Here is a 24,426-nt window from a genome sequence, read left to right on the forward strand (position 1 = left end):
GGCCTTTCGGCCCCCGGCGTGATCACTACTTTAGCGGATTTCCCTCCCGGCTCCTAATCGGAGCCCGGTCCGAAATTCGGACACGCCGAATTCCATCCCGTTAAGGGGACCCGTACACGTAGTGGGGTGTGCTGCCGTGTGGCAACCCGGAGAACTCTACACGAGGTTCAGGGGTGCTTGCGCCGTCCCTTGGGCTTGTTCTTCCCGGGGCGGGCGGCCGGGTTGCCGGTGCGGGCGGAGCGGCGGCGCTCGTGGCGGGCCAGGGCCTGCTCGTACTCGGTCCGGTGGAGCTTCTCGCCCGGTGCCTCCATAAGGCTGCGGGCGAAGTAGGCGAGGAGGGCGCCGATGAAGCCGATCATGCGGAGGCTGTGCATCGACCGCTCCACGGCCGGGTCCGCCGGCGCCTCGGGGCGCCGGACGAACCCCTCCCACGTGCGACGGAAGGCCAGGGCGCTGCACACCGCGAAGGCGACGACGACCATGGCGTTGACGAAGCCGCCGACCTTGGCGATGGTCAGTCCCTCGTAGCCGAGGCGCAGGACGAAGGCGCCCGCCGCGGCTGCCGCCAGGGAGCCGAGGGCGACGCCGGCGCGGCGCAGGGCGTAGCCGCCGTCGTGGTCGACCCAGGTCGTCCCGAAGAACCGGATCGGCTCCGGTCGGGGGCCGCCGGGCTCGGGGGCGGCCCCGTTGGTTGCCTTGTTCTCACCGCTCATGGGCCGATTATCGCCGTCGCTCAGCCCGAGCAGTGCGGGGCGACGAGGCCGCTGCTGCCGGTCTTCACGTACGCGTCGGAGACGTACTGGCCGGGGGCGATGCAGTCCCAGACGTCCGTGGTGCCGCAGGGGCCGGAGACGGTCTCGCCGCGGGTCTGGCAGCGGATGGGCACGCTGGAGCCCTGCGGGAGGGTCTTGACGACTTCGCTGTCGGTGCTCGGGCCCCGGCGGACGTTGACCTGGTAGCCGGGCGCTATCGGGTAGGTGGCCATGTGCGGGTCCCCCGTGTTCTGGTGCCGGAAGTGTCCGGGAAAGTCGAAAGGCATGCGCAGGCTAGCAACGCGCGGTGCCGCCTCCCCGTTCGGCCCGGGGCGATCGATTAGGCTCCGCAAGCCGGAGATGCGGCCGGATTTCATGGGTGACGGTGACACGGGGGTGGGCATGCCGCCGCTGCGCAATGCCGGGACGGGACCGGGGGCGGACGACGATCCGGAATATGTGGGCCGGTACCGGCTGGAGGGTCGTCTCGGTTCCGGTGGCATGGGCGTGGTGCATTTGGCGCGCTCGGCGTCCGGGCTGCGCCTCGCGGTGAAGGTGGTGCATGCCGAGTACGCGGAGGATCCCGAGTTCAGGGCGCGGTTCCGGCAGGAGGTGGCGGCGGCCCGGCGGGTGAGCGGTGCGTTCACCGCGCCCGTGGTGGACGCGGATCCGGAGGCGGAGCGGCCGTGGATGGCGACGCTCTACATTCCCGGTCCGACGCTTTCCGCTCAGGTGAAGCGGAACGGTCCGCTGAAGGCGGACGAGCTGCGGCGGCTGGCGGCCGGGCTGGCCGAGGCCTTGCGCGACATTCACCGTGCGGGCGTGGTGCACCGGGATCTCAAGCCGAGCAATGTGCTGCTGGCCGCGGACGGCCCGAAGGTCATCGATTTCGGTATTTCCCGTCCGTACGACAGTGAGCTGCATACGGAGACGGGCAAGCTGATCGGTACTCCTCCGTTCATGGCGCCCGAGCAGTTCCAGAGGCCGCGCGAGGTGGGGCCGGCGGCGGACGTGTTCGCGCTGGCGTCGTTGCTGGTGCACGCGGCGACGGGACGGGGGCCGTTCGAGTCGGACAGTCCGTACCTGGTGGCGTACCAGGTGGTGCACGACGAGCCGGATCTGGCGGGTGTGCCGGAGGATCTGGTGCCGGTGGTGCGGGCGTGCCTGGCGAAGGATCCGGCCGATCGCCCCACGCCGGACGCGGTCATGGCGATGCTGCCGCCCGCGGCGGCCGGTGCTCCCGTGTGCGTGCCCGTGCCGGTAGCCGTACCAACGCCGCCGGTGCCGGTCGCCGCGTCCGGTCGGCGGCCGCGGGGTCGGCGACGGATCACCAGCGGCATAGTGGCCGCGGTGGCGGTCGTGGCGGCGGTGGTGACCGGGGGCGGCTGGTTGCTGGACGAGGTGCGCGAAATAGGGGCGCTGGACGGGCGGCCGTCCGCGTCCCGCTCCGCGCCCGCCGCCGCGGCCTGGCGCCCGTGGGAGACGTCCGTGCCCGCCGATGCGGCGGGCACCGGGGAGGCGCGGGCAGGTTTCTGCACGTACGCGGCGGGGGCGCTGTACTGCTCGGCGCGCGGGGTGCACGCGGCCCGGATCGAGGCCGGGAGCGGCACGGTGGCCTGGCGGCGGGAGGCGTCGGGCCGCGCGCCCGGCGCGGGTGTGCCGAGTGCGCCGGTGGTCTGCGGCGGGCTGGTGCACGTGCTGGATCCGGGCAAGCGGGAGCTGGTGGCCCTGGACCCGGCCGACGGCCGGCCGCGATGGACGCGGGACGTGTCGGCGTACGGCGGGCGGGTGTACCACGCGGGCGACACCGTGCTGCTGGTCGCCGGCGACGGCACGGTGACGGCGGTCGACGGCGCGACGAACAGGGAGCGGTGGCGGCACGGACTGCCGGGTACCGGTGGAGCGAAGGCGGTGTTCTCCTCCTTCGGCAGTGGGCCGGCCTTCGGTGTCACCTTGTCGCCGGACGGGCGGCGTACGCATGTGGTGGCCGTCGATCCCGTCAGTGGCAGGACGCTGTGGGAGTGGACGCGGGACGGCAGTCTGACGGTGGTGGGGGCCACGGCCCGTGGTGACGTCGTCTATTTGTCGGAGGCGGATTCTCAAACGCGGATTTCCGCGGTGATTCGTTACGCCCCGGGAATCGGACGGGAGCGTCGGGTTCCGTTGGAGACGCCGCTGGAGGCGATGGGGGCCACGGCGCGCGGCGACACGGTCTACGTCCTGTCGGCGGACGGTGGCCTGACGGCCGTGGACACGGGGGCTTCCGGGACGGGGAGCAAGTGGCGGATGGAGACGTCCGTGGCCAACGGGTCGGGGCTGGTGGCGGACGGGGACCGGCTCTACTTCTCCGCTGCCGACGGCCGGCTGCTGGCGGTGGATGCGGCGCGGGGTGCCCTGCTGGGGCAGACGTCACCACGGCTGGGCCGGGCGGGGCGGGGCTTCCTGCAGCTGCTGCCGCTGCCGGTGGTGGCGGAGGGGAAGGTGTTCGGCGCGGCGCCGGACGGGACGGTGTTCGCGGTGGACGCGCGGAATCCCGCGGCGTGGCGATGACGCGGCCCGCGACCGGGCCCTAGGGCCTGTCCGGCGCCACCACGGCGCCCCGTAGGGGCGCGGGGAACTGCGCGACAAGCCACGACGCGCCCGCACGTGAGTGCCGTGCTGCGCCCGGGTCCCAGGGTGGTGCGTCGACTGCGGGCCGTCGGTGGCCGATCGCGCAGTTCCCCGCGCCTCTGACGGGGCGCCATGGTGCCCCGCGACGAAGACCCGCCGACAGGCCCTAGCCCAGTTTGGTCACGTCGCGCACCGCGCCCTTGTCGGCGCTCGTCGCCATCGCCGCGTAGGCGCGCAGGGCCGCGGAGACCTTGCGGTCGCGGTTCTTCGGGGCGTACGTGCCGCCCAGGGCTTCCCGGCGGGCGGCCAGTTCGGCGTCGGGCACCAGGAGCTCGATCGACCGGTTCGGGATGTCGATGCGGATCCGGTCGCCGTCGCGGACGAGGGCGATCGTGCCGCCGGAGGCGGCCTCCGGCGAGGCGTGGCCGATGGACAGGCCCGAGGTGCCGCCCGAGAAGCGGCCGTCGGTGATCAGGGCGCAGGCCTTACCGAGGCCGCGGCCCTTGAGGAAGGAGGTGGGGTAGAGCATCTCCTGCATGCCGGGGCCGCCGCGCGGGCCCTCGTAGCGGATGACGACGACGTCGCCCTCCTTGATCACCTTGCCGAGGATCTTCTCGACCGCTTCCTCCTGCGATTCGCAGACGACTGCGGGGCCCTCGAAGGTCCAGATGGACTCGTCGACGCCGGCGGTCTTCACCACGCAGCCGTCGACGGCGAGGTTGCCCTTGAGGACGGCGAGGCCGCCGTCCTTGGAGTAGGCGTGCTCGGCGGAGCGGATGCAGCCGTTCTCGGCGTCGAGGTCGAGCGACTCCCACCGCTCGGACTGCGAGAAGGCGGTCGCGGAGCGGACGCAGCCGGGGGCGGCGTGCCACAGTTCGACGGCTTCGGCGGAGGGGGAGCCGCCGCGCACGTCCCAGGTCTTGAGCCAGTCGGCCAGCGTGGGTGCGTGCACGCTGTGCACGTCCTCGTCGAGCAGGCCGGCGCGGTAGAGCTCGCCGAGGATGGCGGGGATGCCGCCGGCGCGGTGGACGTCCTCCATGTAGTACGTACCGCCGGGGGCGATGTTGGGGGCGACCTTGGCCAGGCAGGGGACGCGGCGGGAGACGGCGTCGATGTCCTTGAGGTCGTAGTCGAGCCCGGCCTCCTGGGCGGCGGCGAGCAGGTGGAGGATCGTGTTGGTGGAGCCGCCCATGGCGATGTCGAGGGCCATGGCGTTGTCGAAGGCGGCCCGCGTGGCGATGTTGCGCGGCAGGACGGACTCGTCGTCCTGTTCGTAGTAGCGCTTGGTGATCTCGACGACGGTGCGGCCGGCGTTCTCGTAGAGGGCCTTGCGGGCGGTGTGGGTGGCGAGGACGGAGCCGTTGCCGGGCAGGGAGAGGCCGATGGCCTCGGTGAGGCAGTTCATGGAGTTCGCCGTGAACATGCCCGAGCAGGAGCCGCAGGTCGGGCAGGCGTTCTCCTCGATGCGCAGGACGTCCTCGTCGGAGACCTTCTCGTCGGCCGAGTCGACGATGGCGTTGATCAGGTCGAGCTTGCGGACGGTGCCGTCGACGAGGGTGGCCTGGCCGGCCTCCATGGGGCCGCCGGAGACGAAGACGACGGGGATGTTCAGGCGCAGGGCGGCCATGAGCATGCCCGGGGTGATCTTGTCGCAGTTGGAGATGCAGATCAGCGCGTCGGCGCAGTGGGCCTCGACCATGTACTCGACGGAGTCGGCGATCAGGTCGCGGGAGGGCAGCGAGTAGAGCATGCCGCCGTGGCCCATGGCGATGCCGTCGTCGACGGCGATGGTGTTGAACTCGCGCGGCACGCCGCCGGCGGCCTTGATGGCGTCGGAGACGATCCGGCCGACCGGCTGCAGGTGGGTGTGGCCGGGGACGAATTCGGTGAAGCTGTTGGCCACCGCGATGATCGGCTTGCCGAAGTCCTCGCGCGCTACGCCCGCGGCGCGCAGAAGGGCTCGGGCGCCCGCCATGTTGCGGCCGTGGGTGACAGTGCGGGACCTCAGCTCGGGCATCGGGCTCCACTCCTCGCGTCCTGGGTGCTGGGCCTTCGAGCCTACGCGGACGGCCCGCGATCCGGACAGTGTTTCCGGGATGCGAGACGTCGGCGGGGGGAGAGAGACGGGACGCCGGATACGAGGCTGCTTCCCCGGACCGGACCGAACCGAACCGGACCGAACCGGACCGGACCGGACCGGACCAGACCAGGCCGGACCGGCTCAGCCCTCGGCGCGGAGGTGGTGCTGCACCACCGGTGCCGTCGCCGCGACGATCTCCTCCAGGTCCGCCGAGGCCAGTGGCTCCAGCCCGATGACGTGGCGCATCATGACCACCCCCACCAGCTGGGCGGCCGCGAGCTCGGAGCGCAGCCGGGTGTCGGGCCCTTCCAGCCGGCCGGCCACCCGGGCCATCAGCCGGGTGGCGACGAGGTCGCGGAAGACCGCCGCCGCGGTCCGGTTGGCCACGGCCGAGCGCAGGACGGCCAGCAGAGGCTCGCGGGTGACGGGGTCCTCCCAGATGCCCAGGAAGAAGCGGGTCAGCCGTTCCCCGGCGCCCTCGGGGTCGCCCTCGGCCACGGCGTCGGGGGCGCCGAGGGCGGGCGTCATGGTCACCTCCACGGCGGCGGCGAAGATCTGCTCCTTCGGGCCGAAGTAGTGGTGGACGAGTGCGGGGTCGACGCCGGCGGCCTTGGCGATGCCGCGGATGGATGCCTTGTCGTAGCCGTGCTCGGCGAACTCGGCGCGGGCGGCGCCCAGGATCCGCTCGCGGGCGCCGGGGCCGGAGCCCGCGTCCGTACGGGCGGGCCGGCCGCGCCGGCGGGGGGCGGGCGTACGGGGGGCGTCGTCGTCCGTCACCGGCCCGGCACTCCCGTGGGCGAGGCCAGGTGCAGGCGGGTGTAGGCCAGGGCCTCGGCGAGGTCGGCCTCGCGCTCGGCGGCGGACATGGCCCGCCGGGTGTTGACCTCGATCACCACGTGGCCGTCGAAACCGCTGGTCGCCAGGCGTTCGAGCACCTCGGCGCAGGGCTGCTTGCCGCGGCCGGGGACGAGGTGCTCGTCCTTCGCGGAACCGTTTCCGTCGGCGAGGTGGATGTGCGCGAGCCGGTCGCCCATGCGCTCGATCATCTGCAGGGCGTCGCTGCGCGCGGTGGAGGTGTGCGAGAGGTCGATCGTGAAGTGGCGGTAGTCGTCGTTGGTGACGTCCCAGTCGGGCGCGTAGGCGAGCATCTCGCGGTCGCGGTAGCGCCAGGGGTACATGTTCTCGACGGCGAACCGGACGTCGGTCTCGTCGGCCATGCGCCACAGCCCGCGCACGAAGTCGCGCGCGTACGAGCGCTGCCAGCGGAAGGGCGGGTGGACGACGACGGTGCTCGCGCCGAGCTTCTCGGCGGCGGTACGGGCGCGCTGGAGCTTGACCCACGGATCGGTGGACCACACGCGCTGGGTGATCAGCAGACAGGGCGCGTGGACGGCCAGGATCGGCACCCGGTGGTAGTCGGACAGTCTGCGCAGGGCGTCGATGTCCTGGCTGACGGGGTCGGTCCACACCATGACCTCGACACCGTCGTAGCCCAGCCGGCCGGCGATCTCGAAGGCCGTCGCCGTCGACTCCGGGTAGACCGATGCCGTGGACAGCGCGACCTTGGCGTCCGGGATGCGCACCACTGGCTCTGTCACGAGGGACAGCGTATGCCCGCCCCTTCCGTGGCGGGCAGGTGGTCCTGCGCACGGGCCCCTAGGGAGTGGGCAGGTGGTCCAGTCGGCGCAGGATGACGCCCTCGCGCAGGGCCCACGGGCAGATCTCCACTTCGTCCACGCCGAACAGTTCCATGGCCGCCTCCGCGACGAGGGCTCCGGCAAGTACTTGTGCCGCGCGCCCGGCGGAGACGCCGGGCAGCGCGGCGCGCCGGGACTCGCTCATCGCGGCGAGCTTGGGTACCCACTCCTCCAGCGACTTGCGGTTGAGCGTGCGCTGGACGTACAGGCCGTCGGCGGAGCGGGCGGCGCCGCAGATGCGGGCGAGCTGGCGGAAGGTCTTGGAGGTGGCCACGGCGTGGTCGGGGCTGCCGTGCCGGGCGAATGCGCCGACGTGCCGGGCGATCTCGGTGCGCACGTGGCGGCGCAGGGCCCGTACGTCGGCGGGGTCGGGCGGGTCGCCGGGCAGCCAGGCGGCGGTCAGGCGTCCGGCGCCGAGCGGCAGGGAGGCGTCGGCGACGGGTTCCTCGTCCAGGCCGAAGGCGACCTCCAGGGAGCCGCCGCCGATGTCGAGGACCAGGAGCTTGCCGGACGACCAGCCGAACCAGCGGCGGGCGGCGAGGAAGGTCAGCCGCGCCTCCTCGGTGCCGGTGAGAACCGGGAGGGTGACGCCGGTCTCCTCCTTGACGCGGGCGAGCAGCGCGTCGGCGTTGGTGGCCTCGCGCACGGCGGAGGTGGCGAACGGCAGCACCTCCTCCACGCCCTTGTCCTCGGCCGCCTGCAGCGCCTCGTGGATCACCGTGATGAGGCGCTCTATGCCCGCGTCGCCGATCGCGCCGGCCTCGTCGATCAGCTCGGCGAGGCGCAGTTCGGCCTTGTGCGAGTGGGCGGGCAGGGGGCGGGCACCGGGGTGTGCGTCGACCACCAGCAGGTGGACGGTGTTGGAACCCACATCGAGGACGCCGAGTCTCATGGCCTGAACGCTACTGCTGTCGCTCCGGCCACTTACGCTTGAGGGGTGGCGAAGACGAAGAAGTCCAAACCGGACAAGACGCGAGAAAAGTCGCGGGGAGCGGCCGTGGCCGACGAGGTGGGGCTGGATTTCGCCCGCGCCTGGGTCACCTTTCCCGATCCGGCGGACGACGACCAGGTCTTCCGCTGCGACCTGACCTGGCTGACCTCGCGCTGGCACTGCGTGTTCGGCAGCGGCTGCCAGGGGATCAAGGCGGGGCGCGCCGACGACGGCTGCTGCACGCTGGGCGCGCACTTCTCCGACGAGGAGGACGAGCAGCGGGTCGCCGGGCACGTGGCCCGGCTGACGCCCGAGATGTGGCAGTTCCACGACGTGGGCGCCGATTCGGGCTGGACGCAGCTCGACGACGACGGCGACCGGCAGACCCGGCGCTGGAAGGGCTCGTGCATCTTCCAGAACCGGCCCGGTTTCGCGGGCGGTGCGGGCTGTGCGCTGCACATCCTGGCGCTGAAGGAGGGCCGCGAGCCGCTGGAGACCAAGCCGGACGTGTGCTGGCAGCTGCCGGTGCGGCGGACGTACGACTGGATCGACCGGCCGGACGACACCCAGGTGCTGCAGGTCACGATCGGCGAGTACGACCGGCGCGGCTGGGGCCCGGGCGGGCACGACCTGCACTGGTGGTGCACCTCGGCCCGGTCGGCGCACGGCGCGGGCGACCCGGTGTACGTGTCGTACCGGGCGGAGCTGATCGAGCTGATGGGCAAGAAGGGCTACGCGCGGCTGGTGGAGCTGTGCGAGGAGCGGATGGCCTCGGTGCTGCCGATGGCCCCGCACCCGGCCGACGCCCGCTGACCCGGGCGCATCCGGTCAGCCGGTGCGCGAGGGGTCGGGGGCCTGGCCGGCCGGGGGCGGCGGCGGGCTCGTCGGGCCGGCCGGCGGGGGCGTGGTGGGCTGCGGCTCGGCGCCGCGCCCCTGGATGGTGACGACGGTGCCGCCCGGTGCGATGGCCACGCGGGCGGTCCAGGGCCCGGCCGGTTCGCGGCCGTGGTCGACGGTGACGGTGATCGTCACGCACTGGCCGGGCTGGAGGACGCCGCCCGGCTGGCTCAGGTGCAGCCAGGGCGCGGTGGCGGACATCGACCAGCTGACCGGCTCGCCGCCGTCGGCGCTGAGGGTGATGAGGGTGCTGGTGCCGCTGGGCCGGGCCGTGACGGTCAGCCGGCCGGGCCCGGCGACGACCCGGCCGGACCGGGCGGCCTGCGGCGGTGCGTCCGCCATGGCCGGCGGCGTCGGCCCGGCGGTGACGGGCGGGGTGCTCGTGCCGTCGGGGCCGAGGACGGCGACGGCGACCTGGGGCGCGTGGCGGCCGGGTACGGGAGCCGTGCCGCCGGTGCTGCGGGTGGGGCCGGCGGGTGCCGGCTGTTGTTGGTACGGGCCGGTGTACGGGTCGGCGTAGGGGTCCGGGTAGCTGCTGTGGTGGGCGCCGCCGCCGAGGCTGTCGGTGTCGGTGGCGGAGACGGAGGCCCCGCCGGCGTCGGAGTCGGCGCCCAGGGGGCCGCTGCGGTAGGCCGCCCACAGGGCGAGCAGCGGCGCGGCGACGACGGTGGCCACGACGGTGGTGGTCAGGGCGCGGGTGCGCAGGCGGCTGCGGCGGCCCGAGCGGTCCTTGGGGGCGAGGGGGAAGCCGCCGCGGTCGAAGCGCGGGGCGCCGGCCGAGCGGCGGCGCGGGGCGCGGGGGGCGAGCGCGTCGAGCATGGCGGCGTGCGTGGCGCCGCGGGGCGCGGTGACGACGGGCAGGGGGGCGCAGGAGGCGGCGGTGCCGGGCCAGGGCTCGCCGGCGGTGGCGCGCTCGGCGGTGCGGCGGCAGTCGGCGCACTCGTCGACGTGCCGGACCAGTTCGCGCCGCAGGGCGGCGCCCAGCAGGACCTCCTTCCCGCCGTCGCCGGTGAAGCGGCTGACGACGGGGCAGCGGCCGGACTCCACGACGGCCAGCGCGGTGCGGGTGCGCTCGACCTCGCAGGCGGCGGTGGCCAGCAGGGTGCGGGCGGCGTCGTGGTCGAGGCGCAGGACGCAGGCGACCTCGTGGGGGGCGAGGCCGTGGCGGACGGCCAGTTCGAGGGCCTCGCGCTGTTCGGCAGTGGTGCCGGCGGCCTCGGGCCAGGCGAGCCGGGCCAGTTCGGCGGCCTCGGGGCCGGTAGGGGCGGCGCTTTCGCCGGCCGGGAGGTCGTCGGCGGTGCCGCGCTCGGCGAGCCGGCGCAGGCATTCCCAGCGGGCCAGGGCGTACAGCCAGGCGCGGTGCGTCTCCTCGGCGGCGGGCGCGCGGTCGGCACGGCGCTCGGCGAGGGCGAGGACCTCGCCGAGGGCGGCGACGGCGGCGGCGTGGTCGCACAGCACCGACAGGCAGTAGGTGAACAGGCCGTCCAGGTGCGGCTCGTAGCGGGAGGGCGGGGTCTGGACGAGGGTGTGGTGCTCGCCGGCGGGGTGCGGGGGGCGCTCGGCGGCCGGGGACAGGTCCGTGCGCGGCGCACTGCTGGGTGCGCGGTGCGCGCCGGTGGCATGCGTGGGGGGCTCGGGCCTGCTCGTCATCATCCCGGGACGGTAAGGGGGTGCCACGGGCCCGTCGGCCCTGCTCACGGAGGTTTAGCCCATACGGGTGACCGTCTCCCTCGAAAGGGGACAGGAACGACACATTCCGACCCGATCAGGTGACTCCTGGACCGTTGGTACGCGCGGACGATCGAACGCCTGCCGTCCCGCGCCCGCCCGGCGCCGGACGGTCCCCGCACCGTCCCGGCCGGCGTTGTCGGTGCCCGCCGCTACGGTGGTGCGCATGGCTGCTGCCCGTACCTCCCGCTCGTCCGCCAAGGACCGGCCGTCCTTCCGCTGCACCGAGTGCGGCTGGACCACCGCCAAGTGGCTCGGCCGCTGCCCCGAGTGCCAGGCGTGGGGCACGGTCGAGGAGTTCGGCGCGCCCGCGGTGCGCACCACCGCCGCGGGCCGGGTGACGTCCGCGGCGCTGCCCATCGGCCAGGTCGACGGCCGCCAGGCGGCCGCGCGCAGTACGGGCGTGGCCGAGCTCGACCGCGTCCTGGGCGGCGGCCTGGTGCCGGGCGCGGTGGTGCTGCTCGCCGGCGAGCCCGGTGTCGGCAAGTCGACGCTGCTGCTGGACGTGGCGGCCCGGGCGGCCGGCCCCGAGCACCGCACGCTCTACGTCACCGGCGAGGAGTCGGCCGGGCAGGTGCGGCTGCGCGCCGACCGCATCGGCGCCCTCTCCGAGGACCTGTACCTGGCGGCCGAGACCGACCTGTCGGCCGTCCTCGGCCACCTCGACGCGGTCAAGCCGTCCCTGCTGATCCTCGACTCCGTCCAGACGGTGGCCTCCCCCGAGATCGACGGCGCCCCGGGCGGCATGGCGCAGGTGCGCGAGGTCGCCGGCGCCCTGATCCGCGCCTCCAAGGAGCGCGGCATGGCCACGCTGCTGGTCGGTCACGTCACCAAGGACGGCGCCATCGCCGGCCCGCGTCTGCTGGAGCACCTGGTGGACGTGGTGCTGCACTTCGAGGGCGACCGGCATGCGCGGCTGCGCCTGGTGCGCGGGGTGAAGAACCGCTTCGGTGCCACGGACGAGGTCGGCTGTTTCGAGCTGCACGACGAGGGCATCACCGGTCTCGCCGACCCCAGCGGCCTGTTCCTGACCCGTCGCGCCGAGCCGGTGCCGGGCACCTGCCTGACGGTCACCCTCGAAGGCCGCCGCCCGCTGGTGGCCGAGGTCCAGGCGCTGACCGTGGACTCGCAGATCCCCTCCCCGCGCCGGACGACCTCGGGCCTGGAGACGTCCCGGGTCTCGATGATGCTCGCCGTCCTGGAGCAGCGCGGCCGCATCAGCGCCCTGGGCAAACGGGACATCTACAGCGCCACGGTGGGCGGAGTGAAGCTCTCCGAGCCGGCCGCCGACCTGGCCGTCGCGCTCGCCCTGGCCAGCGCCGCCAGCGACACCCCGCTGCCGAAGAACCTCGTGGCGATCGGCGAGGTGGGCCTGGCCGGCGAGGTCCGGCGGGTCACCGGGGTGCAGCGCAGGCTCTCGGAGGCGGCCCGTCTGGGCTTCACGCACGCCCTGGTGCCGGCCGATCCCGGCAAGGTGCCCGAGGGCATGCGGGTGCTGGAAGTGGCCGACATAGGCGAGGCCCTGCGGGTGCTGCCGCGCCGGCCGCGGCGCGAGGGCGGCCCCGCCGCGGGCGGGCAGGCCCGCGGCAGAGCGGCGGCGGGCGCGGCGGCCGTGCCGGAGGACGGCTGAGGACAGCTCCCTAATAGGCTGTGCGCCAGTAGACTTTCCCCTGGTCCCGCCCGCCCGTACGTACGCTCCGACGCACACGGCCCGCGCGACGCGCACGGCGTGCACGACGGCGCGTGGTACGAGCAGCCGGGCGGCCCGCGGCACCGTTGACCTTGCGACCGGAGGAGTGCAGTGGCAGCCAACGACCGGGCCTCGGGCCCCGGCAAGGCCGGAGGCGGCTCCGGTGGCTCCGGCCTCGACGCGCTGATGCGCGCTTCGCTGAGCGCCGTCGCGCCCGGCACGGCCCTGCGCGACGGCCTGGAGCGCGTCCTGCGCGGCAACACCGGCGGGCTCATCGTCCTCGGCATGGACAAGACCGTCGATGCGATGTGCACCGGCGGCTTCGTCCTGGACGTGGAGTTCACCGCCACCCGGCTGCGCGAGCTGTGCAAGCTGGACGGCGCCCTGATCCTCGACAAGGACATCAGCAAGATCGTGCGGGCCGGCGTCCAGCTCTACCCGGACGCGTCGATCCCCACCGAGGAGACCGGCACCCGGCACCGCACCGCCCAGCGCGTGTCCATCCAGTCCGGCTTCCCCGTGGTCTCCGTCAGCCAGTCGATGCGGCTGATCGCCCTGTACGTGGGCGGGGAGCGCCGCGTCCTGGAGGAGTCGGGCGCGATCCTCTCCCGCGCCAACCAGGCGCTGGCCACCCTGGAGCGCTACAAGCTGCGCCTGGACGAGGTCGCCGGCACCCTCTCCGCCCTGGAGATCGAGGACCTGGTCACCGTCCGGGATGTCACCGCCGTCTCCCAGCGGCTGGAGATGGTCCGCCGTATCGCCACCGAGATCGCCGAGTACGTCGTCGAGCTCGGCACCGACGGCCGGCTGCTGTCCCTGCAGCTGGACGAGCTGATCGCCGGCGTCGAGCCGGAGCGGGAGCTCGTCGTGCGGGACTACGTGCCCGAGCCGACCGCCAAGCGCACCCGCACCGTCCCCGAGGCCCTCGCCGAGCTGGACTCCCTCACCCACGCCGAGCTGCTCGAACTGCCCATCGTGGCCCGGGCGCTGGGCTACAGCGGCTCGCCCGAGACGCTGGACTCCGCGGTCTCCCCGCGCGGCTACCGGCTGCTGGCGAAGGTGCCGCGGCTGCCCGGCGCCATCATCGAGCGGCTCGTGGACCACTTCGGGGGGCTGCAGAAGCTGCTCGCCGCGAGCGTGGACGACCTGCAGACGGTCGACGGCGTGGGCGAGGCGCGCGCCCGCTCGGTGCGCGAGGGCCTGTCGCGGCTGGCGGAGTCCTCGATCCTCGAACGCTACGTGTAGGAACCGCTGCGTGTAGGAACCGGCATGGCTGAGGGGCCCCGCATCGCGGGGCCCCTCAGCCATGCCGTGCGGTGCTCTCAGGCCCGTTCCAGGACGAAGTCGGCGTGCTCGGTCACCCCGGCCACCTTCACCTCGACCCGATAGGTGCCCGGCGTCACGGCCTGCGCACCGGACGGCGTGGCGCACTGCGGGGCGCTGGGCCGGCGGTCCCACTCCAGCGTGTGCCGGGACTCGCCCGCGCCCGGCACCTCGAAGAGGACGGCGCCGGTGCCGCGCGGGCAGTCGTCGGACTGCCACACGTGCGCCTCGCCCTTGCTGTCGGTGATCTTCAGCAGGGCGGCGGTGGCACCGAAGTTCACCTTGCAGGCGCTGTTGCCGGCGTTCTTCACGACCAGCTCGAACTTCGGCTTCTCGTCGGGCTTGTAGGAGTCCTTGACGCTGCGGATGGCCAGCCGCACCGACCCGGGCCCGCAGTCGGGCAGGGACGAGGCGGCCGGCACCGTCCTGCCGCCGCCGACCTGCACCCCGGCGCCGCCGCCGAAGCCGCCGGCCGCACCGCCGCCCGTACCGCCGGCCCCGGTGCCACCGGTCCCGCTGCCCCCGCCCGTACCGCCGCCACCGCCGGTGGTGCCGCCCGCGCCGGAGTCGCCGCGGCCGCCGGGGCGTTGGCTGATATGCGGGCCCGAGGGGGTGGGTCCGGGGGTGATGGTGCTCTCGGCCGGGGACTCGCCGTTCTTGGAGCCCTCGCTCTGGGCACCGCCCGATCCCCCGCCGTCACCCCCCAGGCTCATCAGCCACATGACCAGCAGGACGAGAAGAACGAGCAGACCAAGCGCAACTGCCCTCCGCCGCCAGTAGATGGAGGAGGGAAGCGGCCCGATCGGATTGCGCAGTGATCCCACGCGAAGACTCTACGAGAGAACCGGGGGCGGACCAGCCAGTACCCGCCGTTGGAGTGCCTACTTTTCCCATGATCTGCCCGCAAGCGGGCTCTAAGCGGGCGGCGTCCACTCGGTCTTGTGCCCGAAACCCCGTCCGTTGTCGATGAGGCGAAGCCAGTTCGGGCGCAGCTCCCACAATCCGGTGCGCGCCATCGCCTCTTTCAGCCGCTCGGTGCTTTCGACATAGGGGAAGCGCGAACTGTAGGCGTTCCAGGCCGCTTCGCGTGCTTCTCCTGTCAGCAGGCGGCAGGTGCCGCGTCCCTGAATACCGGTCAGCACCGACCAGTCCTGGCCATCGGCCTGCGCGGTGAAGGCGACGCGCGCGTCGCCGGAGAGCAGAGCGCGGCCGTGGCGGGTGGTTTCGGCGGTGACGAAGAGCAGGGTGGGGTCGGAGCCGGGGCCGTCCGCGAGGGCGTACAGCACGGCGCATGCCTGGGGGCCCTGTTCGTCCACGTAGGCCAGGGTGAGCGTGGTGTGCGCCCGGAGGGCCGACCGGATCGCATCGAGGGGCTGCTGTGACGGCTGGGGCGCTGCGGCAGTCATGGGAACCAGCCTAGGCGGGCCGGTTGCGCGGCTGCGGTCACCCGAACGGGGCGGCTCCGGGCGCTCGTGGCCGACGCGGGCCCGGTCCGTTTCGCGGCGTGGCGCGGGCGTGCCAGGATCGAAGGCGACATGACTGCGACGCCCGACACCACCGCGATGCCCCGCCCGGCGGCCCCCGTCCGGGCGGCCGTACCGGCCACCACGCCCCAGACGTCCACCCTGCTGCACGCCCCGGTGATCGACTGGTTCGCCGTGCACGCCCGCGACCTGCCCTGGCGGCGCCCCGAGGCGGGCCCGTGGGGAGTGATGGTCAGCGAGTTCATGCTGCAGCAGACGCCGGTGAGCCGGGTCCTGCCCGTGTACGAGGAGTGGCTGGCCCGCTGGCCGCGCCCGGCCGACCTGGCGGCCGAGCCGCCGGGCGAGGCGGTGCGCGCCTGGGGCCGGCTGGGCTACCCGCGGCGGGCGCTGCGGCTGCACGCGGCGGCCTCGGCGATCACCGAGCGGCACGGCGGCGAGGTGCCGCAGGATCACGCCAAGCTGCTGGCGCTGCCGGGCGTGGGCGAGTACACGGCGGCCGCCGTGGCCTCCTTCGCGTACGGGCAGCGGCACGCGGTGCTGGACACCAACGTCCGCCGGGTCCTGGCGCGGGCGGTCAGCGGCGTGCAGTACCCGCCGAACGCCACCACGGCCGCCGAGCGCCGGCTCGCCCGCGCCCTGCTGCCCGAGGACGAGCCCACGGCCGCCCGCTGGGCCGCGGCCACCATGGAGCTGGGCGCGCTGGTGTGCACGGCGCGCACGCCCTCCTGCGCCCGTTGCCCGATCGCCGCCGAGTGCGCCTGGCTGGCCGCCGGCTCGCCCGCCCACGACGGCCCGCCGCGGCGCGGTCAGACGTACGCGGGCACCGACCGCCAGGTGCGCGGCAAGCTGCTGGCGGTGCTGCGCGAGGCGGTGTCACCGGTGCCGCAGGCGGCGCTGGACGCGGTGTGGCACGAGCCGGTGCAGCGCGCCCGGGCGCTGGACGGGCTGGTCGCGGACGGCCTCGTCGAGCCCCTGGCGGACGGACGGTACCGACTGCCGCTGACGTAGGTACCGGGGCGATGTGACCTTGGTTCCGAAACGGACAGAGCCGCTCTTTCTTTGATCTATTCCTCCGGCTGTTACACAACCTATGGACAGCTGTGCCTCAGCCGAAGGGCTGGTGCACATCGCGTCGCAACAGCCCCTCCGTAGCGTCCTACCCGTGCTGGAGGACCACCAGCGTGGCGCGGGGAACGCGAGTGGAATGGAGGCTGTGAGTATGGCCAGCAGCAGCGGTCAGGTTCTGGACTTCGAAGAGTACGTGCGCAACCGTCAGGACGCCCTCCTGCGCAGCGCCCGGCGGCTCGTCCCGGACCCCATCGACGCGCAGGACCTGCTCCAGACCGCCCTCGTGCGCACCTACGGCCGCTGGGACGGCATAGCGGACAAGTCGCTGGCGGACGCCTACCTGCGCCGTGTCATGATCAACACTCGTACGGAGTGGTGGCGCGCCCGCAAGCTCGACGAGGTGCCCACCGAGCAGCTCCCCGACGCCAGCGTCGAGGACGGCACCGAGCAGCACGCCGACCGTGCGCTGCTGATGGACGTCCTCGGGGTGCTCGCACCCAAGCAGCGCAGCGTCGTCGTGCTGCGACACTGGGAGCAGATGAGCACCGAGGAGACCGCGGAGGCGCTCGGCATGTCGACCGGCACGGTCAAGAGCACGCTGCACCGGGCCCTGGCCCGGCTGCGCCAGGAGCTGGAGAGCCGCGACCTGGACTTCCACGCCCTCGAGCGCGTCGACCGGGGGCGGGAACGGTGCGCCGCCTGAGCAACACCGCCGGCCGGGTGCCGGCTGCGATCACCGGTGGCACGGTCACGGCGTTGGCCGCTGCCGCCGGTCTTCTGCTTGCCGGGTGCGGCACCGGCAGCGAGGGCGTGCGCAAGGAGGGGCCCGCGCAGAACCAGCCCGCCGCCAAGGCCGCCACCCGCACCCCCTCCGCCTCGGCCTCGGCCAGCCCGGCCCGGAAGGTCGACGCGGTCGCCCTGATCAAGGCCGACCCCAAGGTCAGCGAGCAGGTCAAGAAGAACCTCAAGCCCTGCGTGAAGGACCAGTACCCGGTCGACGTCACCTACGGCCAGCTCACCGGCACCGGCCGCGCCGACGTCGTGGTCAACGTGCTGACGTGCGGGGATTCCCTCGGCATCGGCTCGTATGTGTACCGTCCCAAGGGTGAGTCGTACGAGAATGTGTTCACGGTCGAGCAGTCGCCCGTGTACGCGGACATCGACCGGCGGGACCTGACGGTCACCAAGCAGGTCTACGGCCCGGGCGACGCGGTGTGCTGCCCCTCCGGAGTGGACGTCCTGACGTACCACTGGTCGGGCGGCGCCTTCCAGGAGACCGGCCGTACGCACACCGACTACAACAAGGCCGGCAACACCGGCAAGGCGCCGAGCGAGGGATCGGAGGGCTGAGGACAGCGTGGCCGATACGCATGTGCTCTTCGTCGAGGACGACGACGTCATCCGGGAGGCGACCCAGCTCGCCCTGGAGCGCGACGGCTTCACGGTCACCGCGGTACCGGACGGCCTGCTGGGGCTGGAGAGCTTCCGGGCCCGCCGCCCCGACATCGCCCTGCTGGACGTGATGGTCCCCGGGCTGGACGGCGTGAGCCTGTGCCGCCGGATCCGCGACGAGTCCACCGTTCCCGTGATCATGCTGTCCGCGCGGGCCGACTCCATCGACGTCGTGCTCGGCCTGGAGGCCGGCGCCGACGACTACGTGACCAAGCCCTTCGACGGCGCCGTGCTCGTCGCCCGCATACGCGCCGTCCTGCGCCGCTTCGGGCACGCCAGCGGTGCGGCCGGCGGCGGCGCCGGCAACGACGCGGACGAGGGCATCGAGGGCGGCCTGCTGCGCTTCGGCGACCTGGAGGTCGACACCGAGGGCATGGAGGTCCGCAAGGCCGGCACGCCCGTCGCACTGACCCCCACCGAGATGCGGCTGCTGCTGGAGTTCTCCGCCGCGCCCGGCACGGTGCTCTCCCGCGACCGGCTGCTGGAGCGCGTGTGGGACTACGGCTGGGGCGGCGACACCCGGGTCGTCGACGTCCACGTCCAGCGGCTGCGCGGCAAGATCGGCCAGGACCGCATCGAGACGGTCCGCGGCTTCGGCTACAAGTTGAGGGGCTGACGATCCCGGGACCGGCGACCTCGGAGGTCGGCGGTCCCCCGAGGTTTTCGGTGACATGGTGAAGTCGTGGTGAAGCTCGCGCTCCGCAGTGGTCTGCGCTGGAAGGTCAGCCTGGCCATCGCGGGCGTCGGCGCGCTCGTCGCCGTCGCGCTCAGCCTCGTCGTCCACAACGCGGCCCGCGTCTCCATGCTCAACAGCAGCCGCGACCAGATGGACGACCGGGTCCAGATCGCCCAGCGCTACTACGAGTCCACGGGCGGCAAGCGCATGCTGCGCGCCCAGGTCAACGACCCCGCCCTGCCCAAGCCCCTGCGCGAGGCCGCCGAACTGGGCATGCGCGCCACCTACCTGCAGGACAACGGCAGCGGGGCACCCGAGGTGTGGGCCTCCACCCCGCTGCGCGACGGCAAGATCCTCTCGATCCACACCCGGTTCAAGGACCGCTACGACATCCTCAAGGACCTCGACCGCGCCCTGATCATCGGCTCTGTCTCCGTCGTGCTCGGCGGCACCGCCCTCGGCATCCTCGTCGGCGGCCAGCTCTCCAGCCGCCTGCGCAAGGCCGCCACCGCCGCCCGCAAGCTCGCCGACGGCGACCCCGACGTGCGCGTGCGCGACGCCATCGGCGGCCGCGTGCGCGACGAGACGGACGACCTCGCCCGGGCCGTCGACGGCATGGCCGAGGCCCTGCGCGACCGGCTGGAGGCCGAGCGGCGCGTCACCGCCGATATCGCCCACGAGCTGCGCACCCCCGTCACCGGCCTGCTCACCGCCGCCGAACTGCTGCCGCCCGGCCGGCCCAGCGAGCTCGTGCGCGACCGCGCCCAGGCCATGCGCACGCTGGTGGAGGACGTCCTGGAGGTCGCCCGTCTCGACGGCTTCGCCGAGCGGGCCGAGATGCAGGACATCGAGCTCGGCGAGTTCGTCCAGCGCCGGGTGCACTCCGTCTCGCCGGAGGCACAGGTCACGGTGGTGCGGCGGGCGTACGTCTCGACCGACCCGCGCCGCCTGGAGCGGATCCTGGGCAACCTGCTCGCGAACGCGGCCAAGCACGGCAAGGGCCCGGTCGAGGTCACCGTCGAGGGCCGGGTGCTGCGCGTGCGCGACCACGGCCCCGGCTTCCCGGAGGAGCTCCTGCGCGAGGGCCCCAGCCGCTTCCGCACGGGCAGCGAGGACCGCGCCGGCAAGGGCCACGGCCTGGGCCTGACGATCGCCGCGGGTCAGGCCCGCGTCCTGGGGGCACGGCTGACCTTCCGCAACGCCGACCCCGGGACGGAGGGCAGCGGCGCGATCGCGGTGCTGTGGCTGCCGGAGTCGTCCCCGACCAGTACGGGGACGTTCCCGATCATCCAGGTGCCGGACTGAGGGGTCAGAGCTCCCCGCCGCGCTCCTTCAGGAAGCCCACGGGCTCGACGGCGGTGCCGTAGTTCGGGGTCGTGCGGACCTCGAAGTGCAGGTGCGGGCCGGACGAATTGCCGGTGGAACCGGACAGGCCGATGACCTGGCCGGTGGTCACGCTCTGGCCGACCGAGACCTTCACCTGCGAGAGGTGGGCGTACTGCGAGTACGTGTTGTCGTCGTGCTTGACGACGATGGCATTGCCGTACGCGGGACCGTCACCGCCACCGTTGGGGCCGGCCTTGACGACGGTGCCGCCGTGCACGGACTTCACGGCCGTACCGGTGCCGACCACCAAGTCCTGGCCACTGTGCTTGTTGGCCCACATCGAACCGGCCTTACCGAACGGCTGGCCGATCTGATAGCCCTCCACGGGCGCCACCCACTCCGCGGTGCGCTTGCGCGAGGCCTCGGCCTTCTTACGGGCCTCCTCGGCCTCCTTCGCACGCTTCTCCTGCTCGGCCGCCTTGCGCATGGTCTCGGCCTGCTTGTGCAGCGCGTCGCTCGCGGCGACGACGGAAGCGAACGCGGGGAACTCCGCGACCGGAGCGGCCTGCGCCTCGGTCTCCGTACCGGCCGCCAGCGCAACCCCGGAACCCAGCACGACCGACGCGCCCACGCCTGCGGCGACGAAGCCGGCGACACGGGTACGGAAAGCGGCCTTGCTCGGATTACGGAAAACGGTGCGCTTCGACATACGGATGGAAACCTCCGGGAAAAGACAGGTCCCGGCCTTCCGACCGGGATCGCCATTCCTTGGTAACCAGCGCTCGGGGGGCCTGCCAAGCCGGGCATTCACCGGGTGCGGTAGTAACGATCAGCGGCGGAATCTCGCGTCGGCCTGGCGCTGTGCGGACTCCCAGCCGCTAAGCCGCCTAGTAGACGCCGAAAACCCTGTGCGTCTTGTCACCTCGCGGTACGCTCACCGTCATCCGACAGGCACGCGGCGTCGCGGGGGGAGCCAGGGGATGGGCAACGCTTTCGAGGACATAGAGCTGGAGGAAGCGGTCCGCGCCATCCGGGCCGGCCTGACCGGCGCAGCAGCCGCCGGCGCCGGCGAGGACCTGGCCTTCGACGTCGGCGACATCGCCCTGGAGTTCACGGTCGAGCTGCGGCGCGACGCGAAGGCGGGCGGCAAGGTGAAGGCGTGGATCGTCGAATCGGGAGCCGACGCCTCCCGGTCCTCCGCCCGCACCCACAAGGTCGCCTTCACGCTGACGCCGAAGGACCGGCGGACGGGAGAGGGCTGGAAGGTCGGCAACGACAGGCCGCCCGGCTTGTCGGGATTCGGGGCGGCGACACCTGACCGGTGACCACCGGGAAGGCGTTCCGCGCCAACGAGAGTCGTCTGGCGGCGGTTCTCGGGGAACGGCAGGGCAGCGGGGTGCTGCTCACGTCGGACCTGGTGCTCACGAGCGCTCACGTCGTGGGTTCCCGGAGCACGGCAACGGTCCTGCCGATGGGCGGCTATACGCACAGCAATTGCGACGTCGTATGGCTCGACACGGACTGTGACGCGGCGCTTCTCTTCGCAGGCACACCAGTGCTTTTGACCGCGAGACCGCCGGTGCGCATGGGCACCCTGGCCGGTGACTGGCCCGTGCCCGACTGCCAGGCCTTCGGCTTTCCCCAGGTGCAGCGGTACGGGCGCGGGCAGCTGGAAGCCGTGCAGGTCACGGGCACGGTCATGCCGGTGTCGGGGCGCTCGCGCAAACGGTACGTCCTGCGCAGCGAGCACCACCCGCCGGCCGATGTACCGGACGGTTCGTCGCCGTGGGCGGGGCTGTCCGGCGGCCCGGTGTTCGCGGGTCCGGTACTTCTCGGGCTCGTCACGGAGGACTCGGCGGGCTGGGAGCATTCGGCCCTCACCACGGTCCCGATCGAATCCGTCCTCTTCGCCCCGGGATTCTCGGCCACGGCGCGGGCGCACGGCCTGCGCCATGCGCTGGAAATCGTCGGTTCCGGCGGACCGGCGGACCTTTCCTACGAGGACCGGTACGCCAAGTCCGTCAAAGCCCGCTACAGCCGCATGGAAATCTTCGGCCTCGACGACCTGGGCACCAACGAGAACAGCTGGGATCTGGACACCGCCTATCTCAGCCTGGAAGCACTGACCTCCCACGGCACCGCCCACGTCCGGTCCGAGCCGCAGCGCATCGAGGAGGTGCTCGCCCGGCGTCCCCGGGCCGTTCTCCGCGGCGAGGCGGGCGCCGGAAAGACGACGCTCGTGTGGTGGCTGGCCTCCCACGCCATTTGCCGGACGATGCCGGAGGAACTCGCCGCGCTCAACGGGCTCATTCCCTTCGTCGTCCCCCTGCGCAGCCTGGCCGCACGAGGCATCACCACTCCTGCTCCGGCGCAATTGCCGACCATCGCCCAGCTCCAGGTGGACGAGGCGCCCGCAGGATGGGCCGGGCGCGTCCTGGAAATGGGCAGGGCCCTGCTCCTGGTCGACGGCCTGGACGAATTGCCCCGGGCCGATCGCGGCACGGCGCGCCGGTGGCTCGCCGATCTGTTGCGGATGTACCCGGCCACCCGCTGTCTGGTGACCGCGCGCCCGCTGGCGGTCGAGCGTTCGTGGCTGGAATCCGAGGGCTTCGAGGAGCTGCAGCTCCTGCCCATGAGCGACCACGACATCCAGGAGTTCGTGGCGGCCTGGCACCGGGCCGCCCGCCTGGAGTGCGGCGCTTTCGCCGACCCGCTGAGGGCCGAGCAGGAACGCAACCGGCTGGTCGGGCTCGAACGCAACCTCTCACAGGAGTTCGAGCGCACTCCCGCCCTGCGCGACCTGGCCCGTACGCCCCTGCTGTGCGCCGTCATCTGCGCCCTGCACCGCCGCCGCAGCGGTCTGCTCCCCCGCACGCGCTGGCACCTCTACGAGGCGGCCCTTGCCATGCTCCTCGGCAACCGTGACGCGCACCGCCGCATCGGCACGCCGGAAGGCATCGCCCTGGACGTCGAGGAAAGCCGCCAGCTCCTGCAGCGGATCGCCATCTGGCTGGTGCGCAACGGACGCGCCGAGCTGTCGCACGAGCAGGCCGTCCGCCAGCTGGAAGCCGCGCTGCAGGGCCTGCGCAAGGTCCGCGAGCAGGGATCGGCGGAGCAGGTCCTGGCGCATTTGCTCAACCGCAGCGGGCTTCTCCAGGAGCGCGCCACGGACTCCCTTCATTTCATTCACCGGACGTTCCAGGACTATCTCGCCGCCAAGGAATTCCAGGACAGCGACAGCCTCGACGAACTGCTGTCGCACGCCGCGGAGGAACAGTGGCAGGACGTCGTCCGGCTGGTGATCGGCCACTGCGGACGCGGTGAAGTACGCCGGGTCGTCGCCGGGCTGATCGCGGCCGGTGACGCCGCATCCGAGCGGGAGGCCCGCTGGTCGCTGCGCACGCTGGCGGCGGAGTGCGCCCAAAGCGCGCGCTATCTCGACGAAGAGCAGCACGACGAGGTGTGGAGGAAGGTCAAGGAGCTCGGCCCTCCCCTCGGCGACCGGGACGTCGAACTCCTGAGCTCGCTCGGGCCGGACGTCCTGTCGGTCCTCCCCGACGCCGAGGGCATTCGCAGAAGGGCCGCCCTGCACGTCGTGCACCTGCTCTCGCAGCTGGGCGACGCGGCGATCCCGTCACTGGCGCCTTTCGGAAGACTCAAGTCCAGGACCGTCCGGCACAAGGTGGCCGACGCGTGGTCACGCATGGACGCCCGGATGTATGCGGAGCAGGTTCTCGCTCCTATGGACCTGCACAACATTCTGATCGCCGTGGGGTCCGCGTCCAGGCTTGAGGTGATTCCCTCCCTGGGTCCGGTCGGCTCTTTCCGGATCCGGGGCGATCATCCGCATGAGAGCCTGGCCCGGGCATTCGCCGGACGGGCGATTCGCTCCTTGGACATCCGGCGCAACCAGGCACTGCACGATCTCGGCTTCCTCGCGGACCATCCGGACCTCGAAGAGCTGAAACTTTCCGAGTGTCCAGGGGTCCGCGACATCACGGCCCTGCAGAGGACTTCCGTACGCGCCCTGCACCTGCGCCATGTACGACTCCCCCACCCGGCCGTCGAAACCATCGCCGGTCTCGCCGACCTCTCGCTCCTGTCCTTGGACTCGGTGTGGAGCGATGCGAGAAACAGGCTTCCGCCACCGCACCCGGGCGTTTCGCGACTATGGGTCTCCGGCGATACGGGCGCCCCGCTCGATCTGGACGGCATCGACTGCTGGACGGGGCTTCAGTCGCTGAGCCTCGCCGTACCGCTGGCCGCTCCGAAAGATCTCGGAAAACTGGCCGGGCTTTCGCAGCTGCGCAGCCTGAAGGTCCGATTGGACAGCGCTCGCGTTCTCGCCGGGGTCGCTCCCCTGCCCGAGGTCAGGTCGGTGGCTCTCACCCTGTGCGACGAGCCTCGCGTGGACGCGACGCTCTTCACGGTTTTCCCCGGTCTTCGCACGCTGCGGCTGACGAGTCTCCTGCCCGGTCGCATCGTGCTCGATCTTTCCGGCCTGCCGGTGCTCCCCGAGCCCTTGGAAGTGTGGCCGGGGCATTCGGACAACGAGCTGGAGCTGATCGACGCCGACCGTTTCGGCGACCGTCTGGAGGTCAGGGGCGCCGGGCTCGACGCCGGCGATTAGCCGAAAAACGGGTCGGCCCCGGAAGCCGTGCTGCACACGGTTCCGGGGCCGCCTGTTTGCTGGGCCGCCAAGGGGCGCTACG

21 protein-coding genes are annotated in these 24,426 nt (G+C 72.9%); 11 read left to right on the forward strand and 10 right to left on the reverse strand.

Annotation, left to right across the window (positions count from 1 at the left end):
* Window positions 1–167: 167 nt before the first annotated feature.
* A complete protein-coding gene (locus tag AC27L3_RS24060; protein WP_487236140.1) occupies window positions 168–713 on the reverse strand; it encodes a hypothetical protein in 546 nt (181 codons plus the stop codon).
* Window positions 714–733: 20 nt separating this feature from the next.
* The gene (locus AC27L3_RS24065; protein ID WP_487236141.1) at window positions 734–1,039 is read right to left on the reverse strand and encodes an SH3 domain-containing protein; all 306 of its coding nucleotides are present in this window, start codon (window positions 1,037–1,039) and stop codon (window positions 734–736) included.
* A gap of 115 nt (window positions 1,040–1,154) precedes the next feature.
* On the opposite strand from AC27L3_RS24065, the gene AC27L3_RS24070 reads away from it, so the two are divergent.
* Entirely contained in the window at window positions 1,155–3,302 is a 2,148-nt protein-coding gene (locus AC27L3_RS24070) for a serine/threonine-protein kinase (protein ID WP_487236216.1), read from the forward strand.
* 226 nt (window positions 3,303–3,528) lie between these two features.
* Here AC27L3_RS24070 and ilvD read toward each other — a convergent pair whose 3' ends face one another.
* From ilvD to AC27L3_RS24090, 4 genes are all read right to left on the reverse strand, one after another.
* A complete protein-coding gene (ilvD, locus tag AC27L3_RS24075) occupies window positions 3,529–5,379 on the reverse strand; it encodes a dihydroxy-acid dehydratase (protein ID WP_487236142.1) in 1,851 nt (616 codons plus the stop codon).
* 204 nt (window positions 5,380–5,583) lie between these two features.
* Entirely contained in the window at window positions 5,584–6,219 is a 636-nt protein-coding gene (locus tag AC27L3_RS24080) for a TetR/AcrR family transcriptional regulator (protein WP_487236143.1), read from the reverse strand.
* Complete coding sequence (locus AC27L3_RS24085) at window positions 6,216–7,040, reverse strand: sugar phosphate isomerase/epimerase family protein (RefSeq protein ID WP_487236144.1); 825 nt, start codon at window positions 7,038–7,040, stop codon at window positions 6,216–6,218. Before AC27L3_RS24085 ends, AC27L3_RS24080 begins: the two co-directional genes overlap by 4 nt.
* 58 nt (window positions 7,041–7,098) lie before the next feature.
* Entirely contained in the window at window positions 7,099–8,031 is a 933-nt protein-coding gene (locus AC27L3_RS24090; RefSeq protein WP_487236145.1) for a Ppx/GppA family phosphatase, read from the reverse strand.
* Between the two features lie 45 nt (window positions 8,032–8,076).
* Here AC27L3_RS24090 and AC27L3_RS24095 point away from each other — a divergent pair, with 45 nt between their 5' ends.
* Complete coding sequence (locus tag AC27L3_RS24095; RefSeq protein WP_344438898.1) at window positions 8,077–8,883, forward strand: DUF3109 family protein; 807 nt, start codon at window positions 8,077–8,079, stop codon at window positions 8,881–8,883.
* A gap of 15 nt (window positions 8,884–8,898) precedes the next feature.
* Here the strand turns inward: AC27L3_RS24095 and AC27L3_RS24100 are convergent, their stop codons facing one another.
* Window positions 8,899–10,620 carry a BACON domain-containing protein gene (locus AC27L3_RS24100; protein ID WP_487236146.1) on the reverse strand — a complete coding sequence of 574 codons (1,722 nt, stop codon included), beginning with the start codon at window positions 10,618–10,620 and terminating at the stop codon, window positions 8,899–8,901.
* Window positions 10,621–10,861: 241 nt separating this feature from the next.
* On the opposite strand from AC27L3_RS24100, the gene radA reads away from it, so the two are divergent.
* Both radA and disA read left to right on the forward strand, forming a co-directional pair.
* Window positions 10,862–12,325 (forward strand): DNA repair protein RadA, encoded by a 1,464-nt coding sequence (gene radA, locus AC27L3_RS24105; protein WP_487236147.1) that lies wholly within the window; start codon window positions 10,862–10,864, stop codon window positions 12,323–12,325.
* A 171-nt stretch (window positions 12,326–12,496) separates the two neighbouring features.
* Window positions 12,497–13,630: a DNA integrity scanning diadenylate cyclase DisA gene (gene disA, locus AC27L3_RS24110; RefSeq protein ID WP_487236148.1), complete on the forward strand. Its 1,134-nt coding sequence runs from the start codon at window positions 12,497–12,499 to the stop codon at window positions 13,628–13,630.
* A 77-nt stretch (window positions 13,631–13,707) separates the two neighbouring features.
* Here the strand turns inward: disA and AC27L3_RS24115 are convergent, their stop codons facing one another.
* Together AC27L3_RS24115 and AC27L3_RS24120 are read right to left on the reverse strand one after the other, a co-directional pair.
* Window positions 13,708–14,532 (reverse strand): hypothetical protein, encoded by an 825-nt coding sequence (locus AC27L3_RS24115; RefSeq protein WP_487236149.1) that lies wholly within the window; start codon window positions 14,530–14,532, stop codon window positions 13,708–13,710.
* 90 nt (window positions 14,533–14,622) lie between these two features.
* Window positions 14,623–15,114 carry a pyridoxamine 5'-phosphate oxidase family protein gene (locus AC27L3_RS24120; protein ID WP_487236150.1) on the reverse strand — a complete coding sequence of 164 codons (492 nt, stop codon included), beginning with the start codon at window positions 15,112–15,114 and terminating at the stop codon, window positions 14,623–14,625.
* 129 nt (window positions 15,115–15,243) lie between these two features.
* Here AC27L3_RS24120 and AC27L3_RS24125 point away from each other — a divergent pair, with 129 nt between their 5' ends.
* The 5 genes from AC27L3_RS24125 to cseC all read left to right on the forward strand — a co-directional run bounded on the left by AC27L3_RS24125 (window position 15,244) and on the right by cseC (window position 19,693).
* Window positions 15,244–16,200 (forward strand): HhH-GPD family protein, encoded by a 957-nt coding sequence (locus AC27L3_RS24125; protein ID WP_487236151.1) that lies wholly within the window; start codon window positions 15,244–15,246, stop codon window positions 16,198–16,200.
* A gap of 211 nt (window positions 16,201–16,411) precedes the next feature.
* Window positions 16,412–16,963: a SigE family RNA polymerase sigma factor gene (locus AC27L3_RS24130; protein ID WP_344438911.1), complete on the forward strand. Its 552-nt coding sequence runs from the start codon at window positions 16,412–16,414 to the stop codon at window positions 16,961–16,963.
* Window positions 16,951–17,610, forward strand: coding sequence for a hypothetical protein (locus AC27L3_RS24135; RefSeq protein ID WP_487236152.1), 660 nt, complete (start codon window positions 16,951–16,953; stop codon window positions 17,608–17,610). The genes AC27L3_RS24130 and AC27L3_RS24135 overlap by 13 nt, the downstream gene beginning before the upstream one ends.
* Window positions 17,611–17,617: 7 nt before the next feature.
* Window positions 17,618–18,328, forward strand: a complete 711-nt coding sequence (gene cseB, locus AC27L3_RS24140; protein ID WP_344438914.1) for a two-component system response regulator CseB — start codon at window positions 17,618–17,620, stop codon at window positions 18,326–18,328.
* Between the two features lie 66 nt (window positions 18,329–18,394).
* Complete coding sequence (cseC, locus tag AC27L3_RS24145; protein WP_487236153.1) at window positions 18,395–19,693, forward strand: two-component system sensor histidine kinase CseC; 1,299 nt, start codon at window positions 18,395–18,397, stop codon at window positions 19,691–19,693.
* A 4-nt stretch (window positions 19,694–19,697) separates the two neighbouring features.
* On the opposite strand, the gene AC27L3_RS24150 is transcribed toward cseC, so the two are convergent.
* The gene (locus AC27L3_RS24150) at window positions 19,698–20,423 is read right to left on the reverse strand and encodes a M23 family metallopeptidase (protein WP_487236154.1); all 726 of its coding nucleotides are present in this window, start codon (window positions 20,421–20,423) and stop codon (window positions 19,698–19,700) included.
* A gap of 271 nt (window positions 20,424–20,694) precedes the next feature.
* Here AC27L3_RS24150 and AC27L3_RS24155 point away from each other — a divergent pair, with 271 nt between their 5' ends.
* Window positions 20,695–21,039 carry a trypco2 family protein gene (locus AC27L3_RS24155; RefSeq protein WP_487236155.1) on the forward strand — a complete coding sequence of 115 codons (345 nt, stop codon included), beginning with the start codon at window positions 20,695–20,697 and terminating at the stop codon, window positions 21,037–21,039.
* Complete coding sequence (locus AC27L3_RS24160; protein WP_487236156.1) at window positions 21,036–24,344, forward strand: NACHT domain-containing protein; 3,309 nt, start codon at window positions 21,036–21,038, stop codon at window positions 24,342–24,344. The genes AC27L3_RS24155 and AC27L3_RS24160 overlap by 4 nt, the downstream gene beginning before the upstream one ends.
* Window positions 24,345–24,426: the final 82 nt, after the last annotated feature.

Source organism: Streptomyces sp. PKA51 (genome assembly GCF_057552455.1).